General features: G+C 44.0%; 22 protein-coding genes and 1 pseudogene. 18 read left to right on the top strand and 5 right to left on the bottom strand.

Features of this window, described 5'->3' with window-relative positions:
- The first annotated feature begins 73 nt into the window (after positions 1–73).
- The 9 genes from HMPREF1705_RS00745 to HMPREF1705_RS00705 all read left to right on the top strand — a co-directional run bounded on the left by HMPREF1705_RS00745 (position 74) and on the right by HMPREF1705_RS00705 (position 11,226).
- Positions 74–1,420 (top strand): ISNCY family transposase, encoded by a 1,347-nt coding sequence (locus tag HMPREF1705_RS00745; protein ID WP_009200628.1) that lies wholly within the window; start codon positions 74–76, stop codon positions 1,418–1,420.
- A gap of 530 nt (positions 1,421–1,950) precedes the next feature.
- Positions 1,951–3,099, top strand: coding sequence for a pyridoxal phosphate-dependent aminotransferase (locus tag HMPREF1705_RS00740; RefSeq protein ID WP_040347851.1), 1,149 nt, complete (start codon positions 1,951–1,953; stop codon positions 3,097–3,099).
- Between the two features lie 20 nt (positions 3,100–3,119).
- On the top strand, positions 3,120–4,217 hold the full coding sequence (locus HMPREF1705_RS00735) for an aminotransferase class I/II-fold pyridoxal phosphate-dependent enzyme (RefSeq protein WP_009200630.1): 1,098 nt from the start codon (positions 3,120–3,122) through the stop codon (positions 4,215–4,217).
- 305 nt (positions 4,218–4,522) lie between these two features.
- On the top strand, positions 4,523–4,825 hold the full coding sequence (locus HMPREF1705_RS00730; protein WP_009200631.1) for a UxaA family hydrolase: 303 nt from the start codon (positions 4,523–4,525) through the stop codon (positions 4,823–4,825).
- A complete protein-coding gene (locus HMPREF1705_RS00725; RefSeq protein ID WP_009200632.1) occupies positions 4,822–5,979 on the top strand; it encodes a UxaA family hydrolase in 1,158 nt (385 codons plus the stop codon). The genes HMPREF1705_RS00730 and HMPREF1705_RS00725 overlap by 4 nt, the downstream gene beginning before the upstream one ends.
- A gap of 109 nt (positions 5,980–6,088) precedes the next feature.
- Positions 6,089–7,063, top strand: a complete 975-nt coding sequence (locus HMPREF1705_RS00720; protein WP_009200633.1) for a 2-keto-3-deoxygluconate permease — start codon at positions 6,089–6,091, stop codon at positions 7,061–7,063.
- A 6-nt stretch (positions 7,064–7,069) separates the two neighbouring features.
- Complete coding sequence (locus tag HMPREF1705_RS00715; protein ID WP_009200634.1) at positions 7,070–8,320, top strand: four-carbon acid sugar kinase family protein; 1,251 nt, start codon at positions 7,070–7,072, stop codon at positions 8,318–8,320.
- Between the two features lie 21 nt (positions 8,321–8,341).
- Positions 8,342–9,334 (top strand): 4-hydroxythreonine-4-phosphate dehydrogenase PdxA, encoded by a 993-nt coding sequence (gene pdxA / locus HMPREF1705_RS00710; protein WP_009200635.1) that lies wholly within the window; start codon positions 8,342–8,344, stop codon positions 9,332–9,334.
- A gap of 251 nt (positions 9,335–9,585) precedes the next feature.
- Positions 9,586–11,226, top strand: a complete 1,641-nt coding sequence (locus tag HMPREF1705_RS00705; RefSeq protein ID WP_009200636.1) for a phosphoenolpyruvate carboxykinase (ATP) — start codon at positions 9,586–9,588, stop codon at positions 11,224–11,226.
- A 71-nt stretch (positions 11,227–11,297) separates the two neighbouring features.
- Here the strand turns inward: HMPREF1705_RS00705 and rlmN are convergent, their stop codons facing one another.
- Together rlmN and HMPREF1705_RS00695 are read right to left on the bottom strand one after the other, a co-directional pair.
- A complete protein-coding gene (rlmN, locus tag HMPREF1705_RS00700; RefSeq protein WP_009200637.1) occupies positions 11,298–12,329 on the bottom strand; it encodes a 23S rRNA (adenine(2503)-C(2))-methyltransferase RlmN in 1,032 nt (343 codons plus the stop codon).
- A 122-nt stretch (positions 12,330–12,451) separates the two neighbouring features.
- Positions 12,452–13,168, bottom strand: coding sequence for an SIMPL domain-containing protein (locus HMPREF1705_RS00695; protein ID WP_009200638.1), 717 nt, complete (start codon positions 13,166–13,168; stop codon positions 12,452–12,454).
- 219 nt (positions 13,169–13,387) lie between these two features.
- Between HMPREF1705_RS00695 and HMPREF1705_RS00690 the strand changes: the two genes are divergently transcribed.
- Positions 13,388–13,636 carry a hypothetical protein gene (locus HMPREF1705_RS00690; protein ID WP_009200639.1) on the top strand — a complete coding sequence of 83 codons (249 nt, stop codon included), beginning with the start codon at positions 13,388–13,390 and terminating at the stop codon, positions 13,634–13,636.
- Positions 13,637–13,638: 2 nt separating this feature from the next.
- Positions 13,639–13,980, top strand: coding sequence for a type II toxin-antitoxin system PemK/MazF family toxin (locus HMPREF1705_RS00685; RefSeq protein WP_009200640.1), 342 nt, complete (start codon positions 13,639–13,641; stop codon positions 13,978–13,980).
- A gap of 169 nt (positions 13,981–14,149) precedes the next feature.
- Here HMPREF1705_RS00685 and HMPREF1705_RS00680 read toward each other — a convergent pair whose 3' ends face one another.
- From HMPREF1705_RS00680 to HMPREF1705_RS11230, 3 genes and pseudogenes are all read right to left on the bottom strand, one after another.
- Entirely contained in the window at positions 14,150–14,845 is a 696-nt protein-coding gene (locus HMPREF1705_RS00680; RefSeq protein ID WP_040347853.1) for a FadR/GntR family transcriptional regulator, read from the bottom strand.
- Between the two features lie 16 nt (positions 14,846–14,861).
- Entirely contained in the window at positions 14,862–15,068 is a 207-nt protein-coding gene (locus tag HMPREF1705_RS00675; RefSeq protein WP_242603488.1) for a hypothetical protein, read from the bottom strand.
- 15 nt (positions 15,069–15,083) lie between these two features.
- Positions 15,084–15,215: pseudogene (locus HMPREF1705_RS11230) on the bottom strand (transposase); the annotation flags it as partial.
- 128 nt (positions 15,216–15,343) lie between these two features.
- On the opposite strand from HMPREF1705_RS11230, the gene HMPREF1705_RS00670 reads away from it, so the two are divergent.
- From HMPREF1705_RS00670 to HMPREF1705_RS00640, 7 genes are all read left to right on the top strand, one after another.
- On the top strand, positions 15,344–16,732 hold the full coding sequence (locus HMPREF1705_RS00670; protein WP_009200643.1) for an ISLre2-like element ISAmo1 family transposase: 1,389 nt from the start codon (positions 15,344–15,346) through the stop codon (positions 16,730–16,732).
- A 157-nt stretch (positions 16,733–16,889) separates the two neighbouring features.
- Positions 16,890–18,107, top strand: coding sequence for an ISL3 family transposase (locus HMPREF1705_RS00665; protein WP_009200644.1), 1,218 nt, complete (start codon positions 16,890–16,892; stop codon positions 18,105–18,107).
- 263 nt (positions 18,108–18,370) lie between these two features.
- Positions 18,371–19,609 carry a Zn-dependent hydrolase gene (locus tag HMPREF1705_RS00660; protein WP_165588953.1) on the top strand — a complete coding sequence of 413 codons (1,239 nt, stop codon included), beginning with the start codon at positions 18,371–18,373 and terminating at the stop codon, positions 19,607–19,609.
- 90 nt (positions 19,610–19,699) lie between these two features.
- Positions 19,700–20,398: a DUF5058 family protein gene (locus HMPREF1705_RS00655; RefSeq protein ID WP_009200646.1), complete on the top strand. Its 699-nt coding sequence runs from the start codon at positions 19,700–19,702 to the stop codon at positions 20,396–20,398.
- A gap of 30 nt (positions 20,399–20,428) precedes the next feature.
- The gene (locus HMPREF1705_RS00650) at positions 20,429–21,106 is read left to right on the top strand and encodes a hypothetical protein (protein ID WP_009200647.1); all 678 of its coding nucleotides are present in this window, start codon (positions 20,429–20,431) and stop codon (positions 21,104–21,106) included.
- A gap of 25 nt (positions 21,107–21,131) precedes the next feature.
- Complete coding sequence (locus HMPREF1705_RS00645) at positions 21,132–22,328, top strand: M20 metallopeptidase family protein (RefSeq protein WP_009200648.1); 1,197 nt, start codon at positions 21,132–21,134, stop codon at positions 22,326–22,328.
- Positions 22,329–22,403: 75 nt separating this feature from the next.
- Positions 22,404–23,486: a M42 family metallopeptidase gene (locus HMPREF1705_RS00640; protein ID WP_009200649.1), complete on the top strand. Its 1,083-nt coding sequence runs from the start codon at positions 22,404–22,406 to the stop codon at positions 23,484–23,486.
- Positions 23,487–23,502: the final 16 nt, after the last annotated feature.

The following is a 23,502-nucleotide window of genomic DNA, read 5'->3' as shown; positions in this document are numbered from 1 at the left end:
AACATAGAGTAAAAATTGATGTGGTTAATCCGTGATAATGTCATGTTGAACCTAATCTGAGAAAATGTCACCCATGAGAGAAGAAATATTCAACATGACAAAACAGGAAATGAAAAAGCTCAGGGTCATTGACTCGGCTATTTCAGGGAATGTAACAGTTAAAGAGGCAGCGGGATTGCTTGGCCTAAGCGAACGTCAAGTGTTGAGGCTAAAGAAAGGGGTATTGAAACAAGGAGCCGCGTTCATCACCCACAAAAATAAAGGTCGTAAGCCATCCCATGCAATTTCAGACACAATGAAAGATAAAATTGTAGCATTGAAGCAATCGGATAGCTATCGAAACGCCAATTTCACTCATTTCAAGGAAATTCTTTCGGGGCAAGAGGGTATTAATATAAGTTACTCAAGCGTGTACCGGGTCCTTAGCCAAGCCGGTATTTGTAGCTCCAAGAAAAAGCGAAGGAGTAAAAACCACCATCGCCGCAAGAGGAAAGAAAAAGAAGGCCTTCTGGTCCAAATCGATGCATCTCCACATGCTTGGTTCAATGAAACCATACACTCCCTACATGGTGCGATTGATGATGCCACTGGAGAAATACTTGCTTTACATTTTGAGAAAAACGAATGCCTTAGGGGTTATTTTGAAATAATGGAACAAATGATTGAGCGTAAAGGGATCCCTGTTAACATATACAGCGATCGCCACACGATTTTTAAGTCCCCTAAGAAAGAGGAACCAAGGATTGAACAGCAGCTAAAAGGTAAGCAAACGAATTTAACGCAGTTCGGTGAGGCAATGGAGGCACTTGAGATAAACCTGATATTTGCTAGATCACCACAGGCAAAAGGACGTATTGAAAGGCTATGGGAAACGCTGCAAAATAGGTTGCCGGTTGAGTTTAAGATCCATGGTATTACATCAATGGAAACAGCCAATGAGTTTTTAATCGGCTATATCGATAAGTTTAACGAGCAGTTTACCGTGATACCAAAAGACCCCCAAGGCGCCTTCCGTGAACTTGAAGATGGTGTTGATCTTAGCACTGTCCTTTGTATCAAGGAGCAACGTGTGGTTTCTGATGGAAGCGGATTCTCTTATGGGGGCAAGTACTACCAGGTAATGGGTAAGGAAAAACCGGTGGGGTTGCCCCGGGGGGTGACAATTACTGTGTTAAATAGCCATAAACGAGAGCTAAAAGTGATGTATAACGGGGTGGTATACGGAACCAACTACATGGCTCAAAAACCCAAGGAAAAGGCTTTACAGGAGCCATGCAAGGAGACACAAAGGATTGTAGCACGGCCAGATGATGACCACCCTTGGAGGATACCGAAACAAAAAAGACCCAGGCTTTCCTATGATGAATCGGATAGTAAGCTCCTTGAAGCTCTCTTCAATTCGTCACGTGCCTGGGCATAGAAACCTTCTTATAACCAGCTTACCCTTATTGGCCCGGTTTATCAATGGCATTTTTGCTTAAGGCCGGACTCCGTCGAAAACGACTAAGGTGACATTTTTACTGAATAAAACTATGTTGTTTAGGTGACATTTTTATGGGTTATTGACACATAGAGTTAAAATTGAGCTTAGAAAAACCATGCCTAAAAACCCAATATAAGTAGAAAGGGCCTGCTGAAAAACTACCTATACATCAGTTCATTATTTATTAGGAAGTCCAAGCAACTATCCAGCTGCCCCTTTATTTAATATAGCCGGAATTTTGCTTATTCCCCATCTAACTGCAGTTTTTGTCTAATAGAAAGGCCTAACAATTTTTCAACAGTTTCCCAAAGTGATTGACTTCTGCTAATAGCTATGATATCTTCTAACAAAATTGACGTATATATGAATATTATACGTATATATGAATCACAAATTTTCGGTGATGTTACTATTTAATATTAATAGGCTTTATTTCAAGTTATTTTGCTAATGAGGAGGACCTTACAATGCAAACCAGCCGCAGAGCGGAAGCATCGCCCCGTTCAGGGATAAGAGAAATGTTCGATCTGGCTGCTTCTTACGAAGACGTAATAAGCCTTGGCATCGGAGAGCCTGGATTTCAAACCCCACCGCATATCGTTGAAGCCGGAGTCAAAGCCTTGCGGGAAGGACACACTAAATACACCCCCAATGCAGGAATACCAAACTTAAGAGAAGCGATTGCTCATAAGATGTCAGATTATGGCCTTAACGTAAATGGAGAAAACGTCATGGTAACAACAGGAGCAGATGAAGCCATACTGCTTTCTTTGCTTGCAATTACAGATCCGGGCGATGAGGTTATAATTCCGGATCCCTGCTGGCCGAATTACTTTGGACATGCTGCCATAGCAGGTGTCTATGTAAAGCTGGCCAAAGCGTACGAAGAGGACCACTTCCATTTAAGAGCAGAAAGCATCGAGTCCTTATTAACGCCTCGTACGAAAGCCCTCATCATAAACACTCCCTCCAACCCAACGGGAGCTGCATTAAGCAGACAAGAGCTAGAAGAGATATCCGAGATTGCCCTGAAACATGACTTAAAGGTCATATCAGACGAGACCTACTCAGAGATCATCTATGACGGCAGAAAGCATGTAAGCATTGCTTCCCTGCCCGATATGGCTGGTAGAACCATCGTCGTAAACAGCTTCTCTAAGACCTATGCAATGACAGGTTGGAGGGTAGGATTTGCCGTGGGAGACTCAAATGCCATCACGCAGATGGCCAAACTTCAGGAAAGCGTATCTTCATGCGTGAACGCTTCCGCACAGCAAGCATGCCTGACAGCTTTAAGCGGACCGCAGGACTGCGTCAGGGAGATGGTAGAAGGTTATAAGGAACGCAGAGATTTTCTTCTAAGCGGATTGCAGGACATAGAAGGCATATCCTGCATTGTGCCGGAAGGAAGTTTCTATGCATTCCCCAACATAAAGAAGTTAGGCATCTCCTCCAAGGAAGCAGCCATGATGTTTTTAAAGAAAGCTCGCGTTGTGGTAGTGCCCGGTTCAGCTTTCGGGGAAAGCGGCGAGGGTTATATCAGGATCTCTTTTTGTGGGAGCAGGGAGGACATTGAAGAAGGATTAAATAGATTGCGACAGGCAATGAATAATTAAAATCCAAAGGAGGATTTAAAATGGCTTTCAAAAGAATGGAACTTGAGGATTGGTTTGACAACTATCAGTTTGAGGTCGATTACGATATCGGCGAAAGCGGCGTCAAGTTTTTTACCATCAAGGACTTGGGAGTTGATTTATCCGACGTTCAGCTAAGATATGGCCATCATAAAGGAAATCCTGAGCTGCGCGAGCTAATTGCCAGCGGATTTTCAGGTTTAAAAGCCTCACACGTTGCCGTAACGAGCGGAGCCAGCGAGTCCATCTTTGCCATAATGGCATCGTTACTCGGTCCCTCTGACAACGTATTGGTGGAGGTGCCGACATATCCGTCGCTTTATCACATCCCTCAATCTTTAGAACGAGACGTATCTTTGTATTTCCTAAAGTACGAAGACGAATTCAAGCTTGACATTGACAGGTTGGCAAAAGAAATTCGGCCCAATACTAAATTAATATGCCTGACCCATCCTAACAATCCCACAGGTTCCGTAATTACAAAAACTGAGCTCGAAGAAGTGGTAAAGTTGGTCGAATCCAAGGGCATATATCTTCTCATGGATGAGACCTATAGAGATCTAACCTTTGATGAACCCTTACCGTTGGCAGCTACGCTAAGCCCGAAAGTTATAAGCGTCTCCAGCATGTCCAAGGCCTTCGGAGTTCCAGGAATACGCATAGGATGGGTGGCGGCAGATGAATGGATAATAGACTCCGTTAGAGCCGTACGGGAACAGGTAACCATATGCAACCCGGCACCAAGCGAGAAGATAGCGATGTCCATATTGCAGCGTAAGGACGAATTCTTAAAGGGAATAAAGGCAAATGTGATCGACAACTTCAAGTTGATGAACGAATGGATCCAAAAAAGAGATGATATCGAGTGGATACCTCCAAAGGGAGGAGTGGTAGGCTTTCCTAGACTTGTAAAAGACGAGGCGGCAGACGATCTGTGCCGTTTGTTAGTCGAGCGCTACCGCACCTTCGTTGTTCCCGGCTATTGTTTGAAGATGCCAAGACATTTCCGTCTTGGTTATGGAGGGCATAGAGAGGAGATCATAAATGGCCTTGAACGGTTGGATAAAGCTTTAAGGGAGTTGTATAGCACACAGAAGTAATCTCTGGAAATATTATTAGCATGTAGGCTTATGTATGATATAAGCATATGTTAAATGGTGGCAGGAGCTGGCCAATCAACTTATAAAGGGCGAAAGAAACAGGTTCTTGCCACCATTTGTGTATAAGCTTTTTTACAGGGCATTATCGAAAAAACTTCAAATCGTAAGGGCATCTTTTAATGGATATGAAAGTAGGTATAACCAAAATACCTTGGCATCTTGCGGTATTGAACATTGTCAAATAGACTTCAAGATAACTTAATGAATATTGTCGACATATATAACTAAAGCGGGAGGGTTGGCACATGGGAAAGCAAGCGATAGTGGTTCATGAAAGTGATAATGTGGCTACTTCTTTGAGAGATTTAAAAAAGGGGGAGGAGGTGCTTCTGGAGATCGGCGATACTGAGAATAAAGTTGTCTTGTTAAACGATATTCCTTTTGCCCACAAATTTGCCTTAAAAAATATTGATTTAGGCGAAAACGTCATAAAATATGGCGAAGTCATTGGAAAAGCTTCTAAACCAATCAAGATGGGTGAGCACGTTCACGTGCACAATATTGAAAGCACTAGGGGAAGAGGAGATCTGGAGGTTGATAAAAGATGAAAGTGATGGGTTATGTAAGACCGGACGGTAAGGTTGGTTTCAGAAATCATTTGCTCGTAATTCCTTCGTCGGTATGTGCCAGCGAAGTTGCTATGCGGATTGCATCCCATGTGGAAGGCGCAATTGCATTGCCAAATCAGCATGGTTGCTGTCAAGTTGGAGCAGATATGGATCTAACTATAAATACACTTATAGGGCTGGGCAAAAACCCAAATGTAGCTGCAGTTTTGGTTGTAGGCTTGGGTTGCGAAGGTGTTCCAACTAGCAAAGTTGCTGAAGAAATATCAAAGACAGGCAAAAAAGCTGAATATATAATCATTCAACATTGCGGAGGAACCTTAAGAGCAGAAGAAGAGGGGGCCAGAATAGTGCGTTCCCTGGCCCAAGAAGTTGCCAAACTAGAAAAAGAAGAGGTGGATATATCGCAGATAACGCTTGCAATTGAATGCGGTGGATCTGATACGACTTCGGGATTAGCCTCGAACCCTGTAGCTGGTTACGTATCGGACAAACTGATAGACCATGGCGGTACTTCCATGTTTTCCGAAACCACTGAATTGATAGGTGCCGAGCATACATTGGTTAAACGGGCAGCTACCAAAGAGATAGGAGAAAAGATATTGGAAATTGTGAAAAATTGTGAGCTAAAAGCCGAAAAAATGGGAGTAGATATGCGGGGCGGACAGCCTACTCCGGGCAACATAGAGGGTGGAATAAGCACTATCGAAGAAAAGTCCCTGGGCTGCATATATAAGGGCGGAACAAAGCCAATCGAAGGAGTTTTAAATTATGGCGAAGCTCCTGCCGGGAAAGGGCTTTATATAATGGATACCCCTGGACAGGATATAGAGTCAATAACGGGAATGACTGCCGGGGGAGCTAATGTGGTAATTTTCACTACAGGAAGGGGAACTCCAACTGGATCGCCGATTGTTCCTGTCATAAAAATAACCGGAAACCCTGAGACTTTCAAACACATGCAAGATAATATCGATATCAATGTTGGGACTGTTGTTGAAGGCAAGGAAACAATTCAACAAACTGGAGAGAGAGTATTTAACGAAATGATAGAGGTTGTAAACGGAAAACTGACAAAAGCAGAGGCATTAAAACACAGAGAATTCGGAATGTATAAACTTACATCAACGTTTTAGCGTGCATCGAGACTGCTGAAGGCATAGTTTATCAGCAGTCTCATAATTTCATATTATTTCAAAGTTTAATCATAATTATAAACAATACTTATATGAGGAGGAATCATCAATGTTGGGTAAAATTCCTATATTAAAGACAATACAAAAATTACCGGGTGGTTTGATGGTAGTATTTTTATTGTTAGGTGCTATCGTAAATACTTTTGCTCCTGAGGTTTTGCAGATAGGCAGTTTTACAACAGCTTTATTCAAAAATGGCGCTTTACCGCTTATAGCCGTGCTTCTTGTCTGTAGTGGGGCACAGATCACTTTAAAAACAGCAGGTATTGCAATGTGGAAAGGTGTAGTATTAAATACAGCGAAAGTTGTTTTAGGTTGTTTATTAGGGGTTGCGGTGGGAAAATTAATAGGGCCACGAGCTGCGATTTTTGGATTGACACCTCTGGCTCTGATGGCCGCGATGGCAAATTCAAATGGCGGCCTTTATACGGCTTTGGCTTCTAAATACGGAGACGAAACGGATATAGCTGCTGTAGCAATTATTTCATCGAATGACGGTCCTTTTTTCACTATGCTTGCTATGGGTATGACAGGTCTTGCAAATATACCTTGGGTAGCCCTTGTTGCTGTTATAGTACCAATTGTCGTTGGCATGATTCTCGGCAACTTGGATGATGATATGAGAAAGTTCCTCGCACCGGGCGTAATGTTATCAATTCCTTTTTTCTCTTTTCCCTTGGGGGCATCATTAAATCTTATAGATATAGTCAAAGCCGGATTGCCTGGAGTTGTGTTAGGTCTTTTAACTTTACTGGTTACGGGATTTGGAGGTTATTTTGCGTATAAATATCTCGTTCCTAAGCATGCAAAAAGAAGCAATGCCATTGGTGCCGGGATTGCGACGTCCGCTGGTAACTCTGCTGCGACTCCTGCTGCCGTTGCAGCAATAGACCCTTCTTGGGCTCCCTTTGCTGCTGTTGCTACCGTGCAGGTTGGTGCATCTGTGGTTATAACGGCAATATTGTGCCCACTCTTGGTGGACTTTTTATACAGGTGGGAGCAGAATAGATCTAAAAAAAGGTGATTTCTCATGTATGAAGCTGTAGTAATTGCCGATGATTTTACCGGCGCTAATGATACGGGAATACAACTAAAAAAATATGGCTATGATACTCTTGTGTTGATTGATTTTTTTAAATTTGGGAGCTTTGATGAATGTGATGCCGTGGTTATGGATACCGAATCGCGAGCCTTGCCCAAAGACAAGGCCTACGATATCATATCGAATGTCTCTAAAGCGGTAGGTCAAATAAGGCCTAAAATAATATACAAGAAAGTTGATTCGACGTTGCGCGGTAATATCAGTACTGAAGTTAAAGCCATATGTGACAGTATTGGCGTGGACATCATCGTGTTTTCTCCGGCATATCCTCAGATGGGGAGGACAACAGTAAACGGCGTCCATCTGCTTAATTCTGTTCCAATAGATAGAACGGAATTGTCCAAGGACCCCAAAAATCCGGTAAAGATGTCGAATCTTAAAGAAATATTGACAGAGGACTTTGATATTCCTTGTGTGGAAGTTGATCTTGATGCCTTGAGGGGTGATTTTACAAAAGCGCTAAGAGACGCCGTCTTGCCCTGTGCTTTTATCTTTGATGCGGAGACATATGAAGATCTTAAGAAAATCCTGGAAATCGAGGAAGTATTTCCGGAGAAAAAGATATTATGGGTAGGTTCTGCGGGGTTGGCAAATGCCTTGTTTGAAAACCGTAAGAAATCTCGTAAGCCAGTGCTGTCTATTGTCGGTAGTGTTAATAGCGTAAGCATTGAGCAGTACAAATATGCAGTAAACGAAGGCCACGCTCGTGGGGTTGTTATCGATGCAATTTCTTTGTTGGAAAACAAAAAAGATGAACTTAACAAAATCTTGAATGAAATCAATGTCTATTTGAAATACGGTGAAGATGTAGTAGTTGCAACCGTAAGCAGTAGGGCTGATTATGAAAAAACATTAAAATGGGGGGCAAAACATCAGGTTGACACAATAGCTATTAGCGAAACGATAGCCAGCAGCCTTGGCGAGTTGGTTTTTTCAATTATGAAAAAACACAAGTTATCGGGCTTATTCGTTACAGGAGGAGATGTGGCGATAAGCGTCATAAAAAAACTTAGTGCTGATGGGTCTAGAGTTATTTGCGAAATAGAAACTGGGGTGCCTTTGTTAAAAATATATGGAGGTCCCTACGACGGCACTAACTTAGTTACAAAGGCTGGAGGCTTTGGAAATAAGGAAACTATTTGTAACGCTATAAAACATATTAAAGGTATTTTAGTATAAAATGAGGGAGCATGGTGAGTTATGGATAAACCTGTAATTGGAATTACAATTGGGGATCCTGCCGGAGTTGGGCCTGAAGTTACGTTGAAAGCCTTCAAGAATAAAAAGTTATTTAATATATGCATACCTGTAGTTATCGGTGATATCAATGTGATTAAAAAGTCAGCGACGATTGTGGGCTACAATAGTGAAATTAACTTGATCGAAGGTACTGATCAGTGTAAAGAAGGAAAGTTGAACCTACTTTCATTGAACAATGTCGATTTCGATTACCGTTTTGGTAGCATTCAACCTGAATGCGGCAGAGTTGCTTTTGAATATATTAAGATCGGTATTGAGCTTGCATTAGCCGGAAACATCGATGCCGTCGTTACTGCACCTATTCATAAAGAGGCTTTAAATTTGGCAGGTTTTCATTATTCGGGACACACTGAAATTTTTGCTGACCTGACAAAGGCAAAGGACTATGCGATGATGCTTGCCAGTGAACCCCTAAAGGTCATCCATGTTTCAACGCATGTATCATTGCGAAATGCTTGCGATATGGTGAAACAAGAGAGAGTGCATAAAGTTATTAAGCTGGCATATGAGGGCATTAAAGGACTTGGCGTTCAAGCTCCTAGAATAGCTGTAGCTGGATTAAATCCCCATGCCGGAGAAACGGGTCTCTTCGGCGATGAAGAGATAAAAGAAATAATACCGGCTGTAGAAAGGGCAAAGCAGGAAGGGTTTAATGTAACGGGGCCTCTGCCACCCGATACAATTTTCCTTCATTGCAAAGAAGGCAAATATGACATTGCAGTGGTTATGTATCATGACCAGGGACATATCCCGTTAAAGCTGCTGGATTTTATGGGTGGGGTCAATATTACGGTAGGTTTGCCCATTATACGAACTTCTGTCGATCATGGTACTGCATTCGGCAAAGCCGGCAAAGGAACAGCCGACGAAACCAGTATGATTAAAGCAATTGAAACGGCTGTACAATTTGCTATAAACAGGCAAGGAGACTAAAAAAGTAGTCATAAAAAAGGGAAAAATAATTCTGCCCCGCAGGCATTTTATGAAGGCTTGCGGGGCTGTATTTTAAAGCTTTTAATTACATTAATTAAATAAGTATAACAATGTCGAGTTTGCATAATATAGCGACGGTTGTACGAAGGCTTAATTAGTGTTACACCATATCTCTTGAGTGTCACCATAGAAAAAATTAAGTTAATATACTAATATTTACGTAGCCATTTAATGAGAGAGGAGAGAGATGGATGGCTACTATTGGGGATTTTCAGGACGGTTTGGAAGGGTTGCGATCCAGGATCAGGGCGACCGTCGAAACTGCATTTTACGGCAATAATGTGATGCCCGTTGCTTCTGTGAGAGATGCTTACCAGCTAGCGAAGAATAGTCCGGGAACGGTGGAGCTTACGGGTATGCCGATGTGCGAGACTGAAAGTCTCGGTTTGCCTCAGGGGTCCAATGTGCTTCTTTTTAACGACGGGGCAGTGGTCGGTCGTTGTGCCGCAGCCAGAAGGATTATAGGGGAGCCCAATGTCGACGTAGATGAATACGCCAAAAAGCTTCGCGAGGCAATATACTGTACCCGTTATCGAAAGTTATATCACGTCGAAGCCGTTGTAGGATTGGATCCGGATTTCATGGTCAAGGCTCATCTTCTGATCCCGGAGGGTCACGAAAACATTTTGTATAACTGGCTGCTTAATTTTCAGCATTTAAACGACGAGTACAGCAAGATGTATCGCAATTCCAAAGCTTATACAGAAGGCGATATTTTCATCTTCTCGGATCCCGATTGGCGACATCCCGATCACCCGCCAGGCTTATCTCTATTTGATCCGTTACATAATTGTGCTGCCATTTTGGGCATGCGGTATTTCGGCGAATTTAAGAAGGGTACCTTGACTTTGGCTTGGGGCATAGCAACGAGAAACGGCTTTATTTCCTGCCATGGCGGCTTAAAACGGCTTCGCCTGCCCAATGGCAAAAATTTCGTCATGGCGGTCTTCGGCCTTTCGGGTTCGGGAAAATCTACCATCACCCATGCAAAACACGGCGGGAGGTACGAAGTAACAATCCTCCACGACGATGCCTTCATCATCCGTAGCGACAAAAAATACTCAATAGCTCTAGAGCCTACTTACTTCGATAAGACGCAAGATTACACAATGAACAGCGAGGCCAGCAAAAATATCCTGACTCTTCAAAATAATGGCGCGACAAGGGGAAGTGACGGAAAGCTTTACGCCGTCATGGAGGACGTGAGAAATGGCAACGGAAGGGCAATCAGGTCCAGGCTGTGGTCGCCTAACAGGGTAGACAGAATGGATGACCCCATCAAGGCGATCTTCTGGCTCATGAGGGATCCGACCATGCCTCCTGTAATAAAGGTGACCGATCCCGCTTTGGGTTCGGTCCTGGGGGCTACCCTCGCTACCAAGAGGACCACGGCAGAGAGGCTTTTGCCTGAGATCGACCCAAATGCCTTGGTCTTTGAGCCCTACGCCAATCCCTTCAGGGTATATCCGTTGAGCGTAGATTATCTGGGTTTCAAAGAGCTTTTGTCTGACGGTATAGATTGTTTCATCCTGAACACTGGAGATTTTATGGGAAAAAAGATAGGTCCTGACCTTACTTTAAAAATTATAGAGGACATCGCCGAAGATGAGGCCGAATTCGTCTCGTGGAAGCCTTTTAAAGATCTTCATTTCATGCCCATAGATGGTTTTTCACCTGACTTTGACGACAAATCCTATAGAAAACACTTCGTCGAGCGGTTGGAGGATAGGATTAAGTTCGTAAGGGAAAAAGAAACCGAAAAGGGCGGTTTCGATAAGCTGCCCTCTGAAGCTATGGAGAAATTGCAAGAAATCATCGTGGAATTAAAGTAACCACCTAAGGATTTAAAAAAAGGATGCCAGGGCGAGCAGGGTCTCCCCGGCATCCTTTAATTTGCGTCGGATTACGCCGAAATCCGCTTCAGTTGTCCGCAAGCTGCGTTTATGTCTGAGCCTCTCTCTCGCCTTATTTCGTGCTCTATGTTCAGTTGAGAAAGGATGTTGCTAAAGGCCTTGATGCGCCCGGCGGAGGAGCGTTTGTATTTCGAACCTTCTACCTGGTTGTAGGGTATCAGGTTGATATAAAAGGACAACCCCTTCAAGAGGGCAGCGAGCTCGTAGGCGTATTCGGGCAGGTCGTTTACGCCCTCCAGCATCAGATATTCGAAGGTAACGCGGTCGTTAGTAGCCGATTGGTATCTGCGAAGCGCCTCCAGCAGGGATGCCAGAGGATACTTTTTGTTAATCGGCATTAGCTTGCTCCTCAGCCTGTCGTTTGGCGCGTGAAGCGAGACGGAAAGTTTTACCGGCATCTGTGCTTCGGCCAGGGCAAGTATCCCAGGGACGATGCCTGCCGTCGATATAGTGATCCGCCTGATACCGAGGCCCCTCATTTTAGGTTCGTTTAATATTTTAATGCTCTTAAATACCGACTCCTGATTTAAAAAGGGTTCGCCCATACCCATGTATACGACGTTATCTATGTCGCGGCCTGCAAGCTTTTCCATTGCAAGAAACTGCCCCACGATTTCCCCTCCCGATAGGTCGCGCACGAAACCGCCCTCTCCCGATGCGCAAAAGGTGCATGCCAGAGGACAGCCCACCTGAGTGGAAAGGCAGGCCGTAAGCCGTCCCTCCTGGGAGAGCAGGACCGACTCCACCCTTTCGCCGTCGTGAAACTGCCAGAGGTACTTTTTAGTTCCGTCCTTAGAAGTTTCCTCGCGGGTTAAGATAGGAGGTGCCACCATAACCGCATCTGCCAGCTTTCCCCTTAATTCTTTGCTCAGGTTCGTCATCTCCTGAAAATCGAAGATCTTCTTTTGATATATCCACTGACATATCTGGTCTGCCCTGTACCTCTGGAGGCCAAATTTCCCCGTCAGGGTTTCTGTCCATTGGTCGTAATCCAATTCAAGCCCCATTACCAACTCTTCCATGCTTCGTCCTCCTAGCAACGCCCGTGAATCCGTCGGATCGCTTTGACTAACGAAAGTCGCGATTGCAATTTAGACGGCTTAGATTAAATGACATGTCTTTATACCAGATTTGACGATATATATCAATGGGAAGACAAAAAGAAATCTATGGTTGTTACGACTCTTACTATCTTGAAGTCTGGCGAGCCCGCATCTCTGTCTTCTATGGTGAAATATCCCTGAGTTGCCCGCCTTATGGCGCCGACTTCGCTTCCCGAATCTCTGGCGAACTGCTCGGCAGCCTCTCTGGCGTTTTTGGTCGCCTCGGCGATCATCTCCGGTTTAATGTCGTTTAATTTCGTGAAGGAAAAACGCGTAGAGCTGTCCTCGCCTATGGCAATTCCGGCAGACACAAGCTGGCCTGCCTTTTCCATGGCCTTTTTAACGTTTGCCATGTCGCCCGACCGCAATGTAACCCTTGTTACGGCGACGTAGCGATATTCTCTGCCTTTACCCGCATCGTAGTAGGGCAGCGCCTGTGTGTCGGTTATCTGTGGCGGCATGCTTGAGATCTCGGATTCAGGGAAACCTGACTCAAGCAGGAAGTTATACAGCTTTGTCTTGTTATCGTCGATGCTTCTTTGAAGCTCCTCCAAGTCGTTGGCGGAGTTCCTGAAGGAGATGTTCCATATTGCGAGGTCTGCCTCCACGATTCGCTCGGACAACCCCTTTACCGTAACGTAGCGCTCCGCCATCTTTATTTCCTTTATAGCGCTGCCTAAAAAGTAACTGGAGATTATGAGCCCACAGGCTAAACATATTCCTAAAGCCAAAAAAGCGACAGTTCTTCGGTCCGTCATCTTCGGATGCCCCCTTTTTATTTATTATAGCCTGCATAAAGCATCGGCGTTACAGTATTTACGCAGGTTAAGCTTGTTAGTTAGACCGATTAGAGGATGTGCTTTCAAAGCTCATAGAGCTTGCTTCATATTTATGACACATTTATGTTTACTAATTTGTTACTAATTTGTTACTTATAAATATACTTAATATAAAACTTTCAAGGGAGATGATGAAAAATGGCAAGCAGCACTGTGCGCATCGACTCTTCAACCCACAAGATGCTGCAGAGCCTTTCGGCTCAAACGGGACGCAAGATGCAGGAAATTTTGGGCGAAGCGGTCGAGCTGTACCGCCGCAAGCTTCTGCTCGATAAAGCTAACGCCGCCTTTGCCGCTTTGAAGGCAGACTCACAGGCGTGTAAGGAAGAGCAGGAAGAAAGAGCCGCCTGGAATGTTACACTCCTTGACGGGCTGAAGGGCGATTAAAAATGGCAGAACCGTCTCGAGGAGAGATATGGCTGGTGGACTTAAATCCCGTTTGTGGTCACGAGCAGGCAGACAGACGTCCGGCCCTTGTCGTTTCAGTCGACGGGTTTAATCACGGACCTGCCGGGCTTGTGATTGTAATTCCTATTACCACAAAGGATAAGGGTATTCCCCTTCACGTTGGAGTTTTCCCACCGGAAGGCGGTCTGAACGAGCAAAGCTTCATAAAATGCGAAGACGTTCGTTCGGTCGCAAAAGAACGGCTTGTTAGATGCCTTGGTAGGGTAGAAGAAAGAACGCTTGCGGAAGCAGAAGACAGGCTGCGCATCCTTTTGGGATTATAAATTTTACACCAGCAAGATATAGCATAACATCTAATTAATCTTTTTGTTGCTTATAACCCCTTCTTCCAGTATCTTGGTCCAGCTTCCAGGGCACGATTTTTGCAGTAAGAAATCCTGGCCGGAAACCGATGGTGTTTCGTATGGGCAATATCATTTACTGCTATAAGTTTTAAAGCAGCTTTAGTCTTTCCTCGACGAAGTCGATGTGCCGCTCCATTTCTTTAGCAGCGGCATCGCCGTTTCTTTCCTTTATATATTGAACTATGGCCTTGTGTTGCTTGAGCAGTTTGCTGCTGTTTTGAGGGTTATTCATGAGCCTAGCCCTAGCATCTTTTATATAAAGGTCGATCCCGACGGAGATTGCCTCGACCATATCGGCAAGCAGCTTGTTGCCCGCCGCTACGCTGATTGCTTTGTGAAGCTCCTTGTCAGCCACGGCCTTTTCGTCCTCGATCCTGCTTTCTTCCATCTTTTTAATAAGATCTTCCATGGTTACCAGATGCTCTTCGGTCCTTTTTTCGGCGGCCATCTTTGCGCAGGCACTTTCCAAGACCTTTCGAATCTCTACAAAATCTTCCTGGTTTTTTTCTAAGGCGAGGAGAAGTGAAAGAGGTTGAAAGATAGAGGAGGAGACCTCATTTACAATAAAGGTGCCCTCTCCTGGACGGCTTTCTGCTATGCCCATTATCTCCATGGCCCGTAGGGCCTCCCTCATGGATGCTCGGCTTACGTTGAGCATTTGACATAGCTGCCTCTCAGGAGGAAGCTTGTCTCCCTTTTTAAGCTTTCCCTCGTAGATCATTTTACTGAACTGATCGATTATGTCTTTATACACCTTTTGAGGTTTTAATGGCGTGAATTCCATCGTCTTTCTCTTTGCTCTAGATCCTCTCATCATCGTGGTGTAAGGAAGGGTTTTCTTCCCTAGTGGAAGATTGGGCTTGGATGGCATCAAGGTCTCGTTCTTTCTTTTCGTCTTTGTCATCCTTTTCTTTGGAAGGAGGCCTTCTTTGGGCTTGCACTATAGTGGCATTTATGAATGACCCCTTCTTCACTAAAAAGCCCAGTAGGTCAAACTCTGAATCCAAGATAGAAAACAGCTCTTCAAGCACTCCTTTTTCTTGAAGCTTCTGCCTAAAAGGGGTAAATGTAGTATTGTCAGGGACAGGATCTGTAAGAAACAAACCCAAGAAGCTTTGAAATGAGAGCCTACAAAGGCATAATCTCCTAAGCAGCTGTTAACTTCTTAAGTATTAGATAGCGTAAAATATTTGTAGGAGTTTTTAGGGAGGAAAAATAAAGGGACCGCTCCTTTTGGTAGAATCTTTGTAGCACACAAAAATTCATAAAGGAGGGTCCCAACTTGAACAAGGTTATTTTACTACAAATTGTCTCAAACTTCATCTCCGAGATATTGAAGTTTTTTTGCAGTTCCCATGTCAGGACGCTGGCTGAAATAGAAGATGAGCTTTTTCGCATGACGAAGGCCTTCATCCGGGAGATCGTAAAGGCTTACCTTGAGCTTGCAGACGAAGCCATATTAAAGGACAAAACGTCTCGAAAGCAAAGAGGATTGGTCGTAGAAAGGCGTGATGACAAAAGAAGCGTTTATACCATATTTGGAGATATATCCTTTGACAGGACCTACTACTTTGATAAAAGTCATGATAAATACGTATACCCCTTAGACGAAGCCCTGGGGTTGGATAAATACGAAAGGATAAGCAAAACAGTGACGGTAAAGCTGGTAGAGACGGCAGGCCAGGTATCTTACGCTAAAAGTTCTTCAAACGTGACTAGTGGTGAGTTATCCAAACAAACCGTCAAAAACAAGATACACAGCCTAAACCTGGAGGCCTTAAAGACAAAAGTTCCTGAGAAAAGAAGCGCGCATGTATTGCACATAGATGCAGATGAAGACCACGTATCCTTACAGGAGGGCAGAAGTACGAATCTTCCTTTGATCTGTATATACGAGGGCACCTTTAAAGAGGGATCCAAAAACAGATGTATAAACCCCATATACATGAGCGGTTACGGAAAAGACGCAGACGAGTTTTGGCTTGAGGTAACAGATAGGATATACGATCTTTACGACCCGGAGGACATAAAGGACATATACATCCATGGAGATGGTGCAAATTGGATAAGACAGGGGATAAACTGGCTGCCCGAGTCAAAGTTGGTGCTGGATAAATTCCACCTAAATAAAGCGATCCTTGAATCCACGGCAAGGCAGCCTGAAAAAAGACGTTATATATACAGGGCCATAAATACAAATGACCTTAACTCCTTTAAAAAGATTAGCTTTGAGATGTTAAACGATGCCCTGGATGAAAAGGAAAGAAGGAGGATAAAAGATTTCAGGAGGTATATAACCAACAACTGGCAGTCTATAACGATTCGAAACGAAGAGGATTGCGGCAGCTCAAGCCCTGAAGGTCACGTAAGCCACGTACTTTCTTCTAGGTTAAGTTCCAGGCCTATGGCCTGGAGCAGGAAGGGCTTAAAGGCCATGTCTGCTTTAAGGGCTTACATCTGTAGCGGTGGCAAGGTGACGTCAGAACAGGTAAAGAAAAAAGACCAAGAAGGTGAGAATGCGGACAAAAGACACAAATTCACCTTGAACCTGGGGGATATCTTCGGTTCCGTTGCAAGTGAGCTTGGATGCATAACGGTACTTAAAACGGGAAAAGTAACGCCTTTATACACTTCTTTAAAGGGCATATGTCATAGCGGGTTTGATTTTTAGCTGACTCGCAGACGTTACCCTTTAAGATACATCGGGGAGTGGTTCCTAAAAATCCTACAAAAACGGCTCTATAATCTTTAGTGTGGAAATTTGACACAAAAAATATAATGGTGGTAAGAACCAACCAAACCCATTAAGAAAGGAGGCTCTTACCACCATGGCCAATGGCCATAATAATAATATCACCAAAATGCTCGGACTTAAAGGCTTCAAGATATCGGATACGCGTGAAGAAGAGGATGCTTTTGTGATTGAGGTGCAAGTTAAACCCGACAAGACAGCAGTTTGTCCCGAGTGTAACTCAAAAGATTTCTACAGGCACGGCAAAGCCAAACCAAGGAAGGTGCTGCACACGTTAATCAACGGAAAGAAAGTATATCTTGAGATACATGGCAGGCAGAGGTGGAAGTGTAAGCATTGCGGCCGCACATTTACGCAGGAGCTTAAGATAATAAAACCTCGTAGCAGGCTTACCAACTATGCGGAAAAGTTGGTCTTGTGGCTTTTGAGTTCGATGAGCTTTAAGGCAATATCGAAGCTGCTTAAAATCTCCTACGGCAAGGCTAAAAAGATCTTGATGGAGGCAAAAACGATACCAGACCTCTTGCGGTCAGCAATAAACGATGCAGAAAAGCTTCACTTAGGGATAGACGAGCATAGCTTCAAACATCAGGAGATGGTGCTCATAATAACAGACGTTAAGGCAAAGAAGGTGCTTGAGGTCCTAAAAGACGACCGCCTAGCCACATTGGAGGCCTTCTTATCCGAGATCCCTGCCCATAAGGTCAAGGAAGTCTGCATAGACATGAAGGAGGCCTTCAGGAAGGCGGCCAATAAGCTCTTCCCTGAGGCCAATGTGGTGGTAGACCATTTCCACGTGATAGCGGATGCCAATAAGCGCATGGACGAAGCCAGGAGGATTGAGCAGGACGTAAGGCATAAGGGTAAGGTAAGGATACCAAAGAAGATATTCTTAATTGCAAGGGAGAATTTAAGCGACAGAGGAAGGCAAAAGGTAGACGAGCTTTTAAAAACTTATCCAAACCTCAAGGGCTTTTACTGGGCCAAGGAACGCTTAAGGGACGTATATAGGGCGAAGGACAAGGACGAGGCAGCCAAGCTTTTAGACCTGATCATCATGAACCTGAAGGCTTCTGACGATGCCGAGTTGTACAGGTGGGGCAATACCCTAAAACGGTGGCGACAGCCTATATTAAACTACTTCGACAACAAAACTACCAATGCCTATACCGAAGGATGTAATACGAAGGTGAAGATGCTAAAACGAATCTCCTTTGGTCTTAGAAACGTAGAGGTCTACACAAAAAAGATAATGTTGGGATTCTTACCACCGGAGTGTTTCCACACTATTTGAAATAGAGCCTACAAAAACTTGACGCGGTCTAAGTATTATGATAGCATAGAGCAAGGAAAGGTGGGAAATGTAAAATATGACTAAACACCTATTTACTTTCTCTAGAATCATGATAACATAAAGCAAAGAATAAGAATAAAGAGGGGAGTTTTTCAGCGAACTCTAACTATGTATTTAATGTGGATAACTTTTGAAGATTACAGGTTAAACAACAGACTTTGATATAGTTTTTATTTTTCATAGTCAATAAGGAGTGCTAGATGATGCTTGAAGTTAATATTGATAGGATTATGAATAACATTGAAACAATATGCGAATTTAATGCAACACCTGGTCAGGGATATACAAGGTTCTCATACTCAAAGGAGGATATGCAAGCAAGGGAATTTTTGATTAATGAATGCCAGGAATTCGGTTTAAAGGTAACTACCGATGGTGTTGGTAATATTCGCGCCAAGCTCGAGGGTTTAGATCCGCAAGCACCATCAGTAATGAGTGGCTCTCATATTGATACTGTATATCATGGCGGCAAATATGATGGTCTAGTTGGTGCTATTGGTGCTTTAGAGGCGATAAGGACCATCATCGAAAACGGGATAAAGACGTTAAATTCTTTAGAATTTGTCGTCTTTTCAGAGGAAGAAGGGTCAAATTTCGGTTCAACACTTGCTGGTAGCAAGGCTATGGTTGGATATTATGGCGTAGATGACCTGAAAAAACTCAAAAACCCACTTGGTATTTCCATGTATGACATGGCAAAAAGGGCGGGATATGATCCAGATAAGGTTACTCATCAAGTCTTGAAACATGGAGAAGTTAAGGCCATGTTAGAGTTACATATAGAACAAAGCATTGTGCTTGAATCGAAGAATATTCCAATCGGTATCGTTGAAGCCATAGCTGGAATGCAAGCTTTTGAAATTGTATTAAAGGGGGTTGCCAACCATGCCGGTGCTACGCCAATGAGTCTTAGAAATGATCCTATGGCGACGGCAGCCAAGATCATGGCACATATTGAAGATTTAGCCAAAATAACACCTTCGGGTAGTACAGTAGCTACAGTTGGACGCATTTTTTGCGAACCGAACATATCAAATGTAATTCCCGAAAATGTGCTTTTTACATTGGATGCAAGAGATGTTGACAATCGCATTTTAAATCAATTCGTAAGTGATGTTAGACAAAAGCTTATTGATGAATCTGCATTGCATGGCGTAAGTTCAAATATGCACTTTCTAGGCAGTTCGGATGCTATTATTTTAGATAAATTGACCGTGGAACTTCTTGAAAATGAAGCTAAGGCAAGAAACATACCCTTTATGCGAATGAACAGTGGCGCTGTTCATGATTCTTCTATTTTGTCTGCTGTTACTAAGGCTGGAATGATATTTATTCCTAGCGTTAATGGTCGTAGTCATGTTCCAGAAGAAGATTCCCGTTACGAGGATATCGAGTTGGGGTGCAATATGTTGTTAGGATCGTTATTAAAACTTGCAATGTAAAAAGGCGGTGATAAAGGGAGTGATAGAACAGAAATGGTCAAGCGAAGAAACTCAGATAAACAATAAAACATTGTGTCAGGAGGGAGAGTTATGAGCGGAGAAGTCCTTACAGTAGCGAATTCATTTGGCATATGGATAACGGCAGCTCCTATTGTTTTGTTAACAATCATCCAAGCTTTTTTGTATTATAAACAAATAAAGAAAACAGCAAAGTTGGTCGACCTTACCGATGACCATCTCAAACGTGCGTTTAAAGCTGGTGCCATCACAGCAATTGGACCTTCTGTAGCCATCTTTATCATTATGGTTGGCCTGATGTCTGTTATAGGAGCCCCCATGGCATGGATGCGTCTGGCAGTTATAGGTGCTGCCCCAACAGAGCTTACGGCAGCAACAGTCGGAGCTGATGCTGTTGGAGTTAAATTCGGCGGGGAGGGCTACGACCTTTACGCCATGTCAGTTTCTTGGTGGACCATGTGCATAAACGGCTGTGGTTGGCTTCTATTGGTGGGACTTTTCGCCCATAAGCTCGAAGGTTTTAGGGAGAAAATGGGTGCTGGCGACCCAGTATGGTTGGCAATTTTGACATCTGCTGCCATGATCGGTGTTTTCGGTTATTTGAACGGTCGTAACATAATCACACTCAATGGTCCACTAACCGCAGCCCTGGTTGGTGGTGTGTCAATGGTTATCCTTTTAAATGTAGCTAAAAAAGCGACATGGCTTAAAGAATACACATTGGGCATCGCTATGCTGATCGGCATGACCGTGGCGGCCATATTGTTCTAGTGATTTTTTTGATGAAGAGGAGGTAAGAAAATGTCGGAGAAACAGATCGATGATGCATACTTTCATGAGCAGTGGACACGCCCAGTCGTAAAAATAGGGGCTATAACTATGCTTTCCGCATGTCTATTAAGCTTTTTGCCATTAATATATCTTTACATCGTATATGGCGTATATCCTAAACTGTCAACGGCAATAACTGCATGGGGGCTTATAGCCGCAATCTTTGGCGCCATGTACATCGTCGAACCCATCTCCTACTATCCTATATTGGGATTAGCTGGCACGTATATGTCCTTTTTGAGCGGCAATATCTCTAACCTAAGGTTGCCCTGTTCTGCAATGGCTCAGGAAGTTTTAGGGGTCAAGGAGGGAACAAGACAAGCAGAGCTAATAGGTACAATGGGAATTATTGGCTCGATCATCGTAAACTTCGTTGCCGTAACGCTTGCAGCTTTCGTAGGCTATTCGTTGATCAAGTTATTTCCCCCGGCTGTGGCCGATGCCTTTCGGAGCTATACTGCCCCAGCGATATTTGGTGCGGTATTTGGCCAGTTTTCGCTACGACAGCCTAAGCTAGCGCCCTTTGCACTAGCGATTCCCATAGTGCTTTTGATTTTAAAAGTGCCCGTTTGGATCATCATACTTGCATCGGTCTTTGGAACTATTGGGATTGCGAGGGTGTTTTATAAAAAAGGCTTAATTAAATGATATCCTACGTTTGGAGGGATACACTGTGGGAAGGTTTGATAGATTGAGGGAAAGAGCTAAGGAGCTTCAGGATCAACTAGTGGGATGGCGACGCTATCTTCACCAATATCCAGAAGTGGGTTTAGAGTTGCCTGAGACGGAAAAATTCGTCGTCGAAAGGCTTAAGGAAATGGGTCTTGACGTGAGAGCGGGTATAGCCGGTCATGGGGTTGTGGCGGTGCTTAAAGGCACAAAACCTGGACCAACCATAGCGATTAGGGCGGATATGGACGCCTTAAACCTTAAGGAAGAAACGGGACTTCCCTTTGCATCGAAAGTTGAGGGACGCATGCATGGCTGCGGTCATGATGCTCACACGGCTATAGCCCTCGGTGCTGCGAAATTATTATCTGAAATGGCCTCAGAGTTTGCCGGAAACGTCAAGTTCATTTTCCAGCCTGCCGAAGAAGGCCCCGGTGGGGCGAAGCCGATGATCGAAGATGGTGCCTTAGAAAATCCAAAGGTAGACGCTATCATTGGTCTGCATACAGGATGTCTTTGGGATTATGAGAAGCCCGGAGAGGTTTTCGTGAGTTACGGCCCCATGATGGCTTGCTTAGATAGGATAGATGTTAAAATCAAGGGAAAGGGTGCTCACGGCGCTACGCCCCATAAATCGGTTGATTCCATCTCGGTCGCTGCCCACGCTATTTCAGCTGTCCAGACTGTAGTCAGTCGTGAGATTAATCCGCTTGAGCCTGTGGTGGTGACCATTGGCAAAATTCAGGGAGGTACAGCTTATAACATAATATCGCAGGATGTTACCTTCGAGGGTACCGTGAGGGCTTTAAAACAAGATATTCGAGAGTTTTTAGATGAACGCATCGGCGAAATAATTAAGGGCGTTGCATCCGGAATGCGAGCTGAAGTCGAGTATACTTACACTTATGGATATCCACCGCTTTCTAACGACCCTGAGTTCACTAAAAGATTTGTGAAGGTAGCAACGGAAATTCTTGGCAAGGATATGGTTAAGGAAATCCCCGAACCTTCCATGGGCGGAGAGGATATGGCTTACTTCTTGAACGAGGTTCCGGGAACATTCTTTTTCCTCGCCGGCTGCAGGGAGGTAGATGGGCAGATACATCCACACCACAATTCAAAGTTCGATATTGATGAGAACATCTTGTGGGAAGGCGTACTTTTATTGAGTGCTACGGCTATAGATTTTCTTTCGAATTAATAACTTTTGAGGGAGGAGAAGCGATGACTTTTCCTCCTTTTTTAATTTACCTTTCAGTGCTAAGGGGAGATAATCGTGAAGGAAAGGCTTAAAGAAAGACTCAAGGATTTGGCGTCCCTATGTGGAGTATCGGGTGACGAGCGCGAAGTAGTGAGGTATTTAAGGGATGCTTTCACGCCAATTGCAGATTCTGTTGAGGTAGATAGCTGGGGTAATATTTACGCCATAAAAAGAGGTAGCGCAGATGGGCCTGTATTGATGGTGTCCGCACATTCTGATGAGATCGGGATGGTGGTAAAGAGTATTCGCGATGATGGATTCATATGTTTTGATAGGGTAGGCGGGGTTAATGATGTTTTGCTCCCGGGAAGAAAGGTATTAATAAGGGGTAAGGTACCTGGAGTGATAGGTATTAAAGCAGGACACCTTCAAAAGGAGGAAGAAAAAAGGCAAGTTCGGCCCATTAGAGAATGCTACATAGATGTTGGGGCTTCTTCTAAAAAGGATGCGGAAGCGATGGGTATCAAGATCGGCCATCGCATTACGTTTCAAAGCGATTTTACCGAAATGTATAATCCTGACCTCGTATCGACAAAATCGATAGACAATCGCATAAGCTGTGCCATTATTTTAGAATTGTTCTTCAATCTCAATCATGCAGACTTTCCGGGGACCCTTTATGGGCTTGTCTGCGTACAAGAGGAAATTGGCCTTCGAGGTGCTGCAATGGCGGTAAAAAAGGTAAAGCCCGATTGGGCTGTTGTGTTGGATACTATCCCTTGCGGTGATACGCCTGATATCAATTTCCAGTCAGAACTACCGATTAAACTGGGGCATGGCCCGGTATGTCCGCTCATTGACGGTATAGAAGGAGGATTTGCCAACAACGTAGTCCACCCGAAAATTGCAGAATGCATCGAAAGGCATTCTCAAAAAACGGGGGTAAACGTCCAATATGTGACTTTAAGCGGTGAGTCTTACACTACTGATGCAACGAATATTTCCTTGGCAGGTGTTCCTACAGGGTTACTGACTACGCCTCGGCGATACTCTCATTCTCCTGTTGAGCTTGTTAATATGAATGATGCTACTGGATTATTGAATATTTTAAATAGTATGGTAATGTCTAACGGAGAAATAGATTTTACTTATTTCTAGGTCAAAGCTTAAAACA

Origin of the sequence: Acetomicrobium hydrogeniformans ATCC BAA-1850, from assembly GCF_000160455.2 — a bacterium.
In the GTDB taxonomy this organism is placed as follows: domain Bacteria; phylum Synergistota; class Synergistia; order Synergistales; family Acetomicrobiaceae; genus Acetomicrobium; species Acetomicrobium thermoterrenum.
Note: the sequence above shows the minus strand (reverse complement) of the source record. Positions and strands in the feature narration are given on the sequence as shown.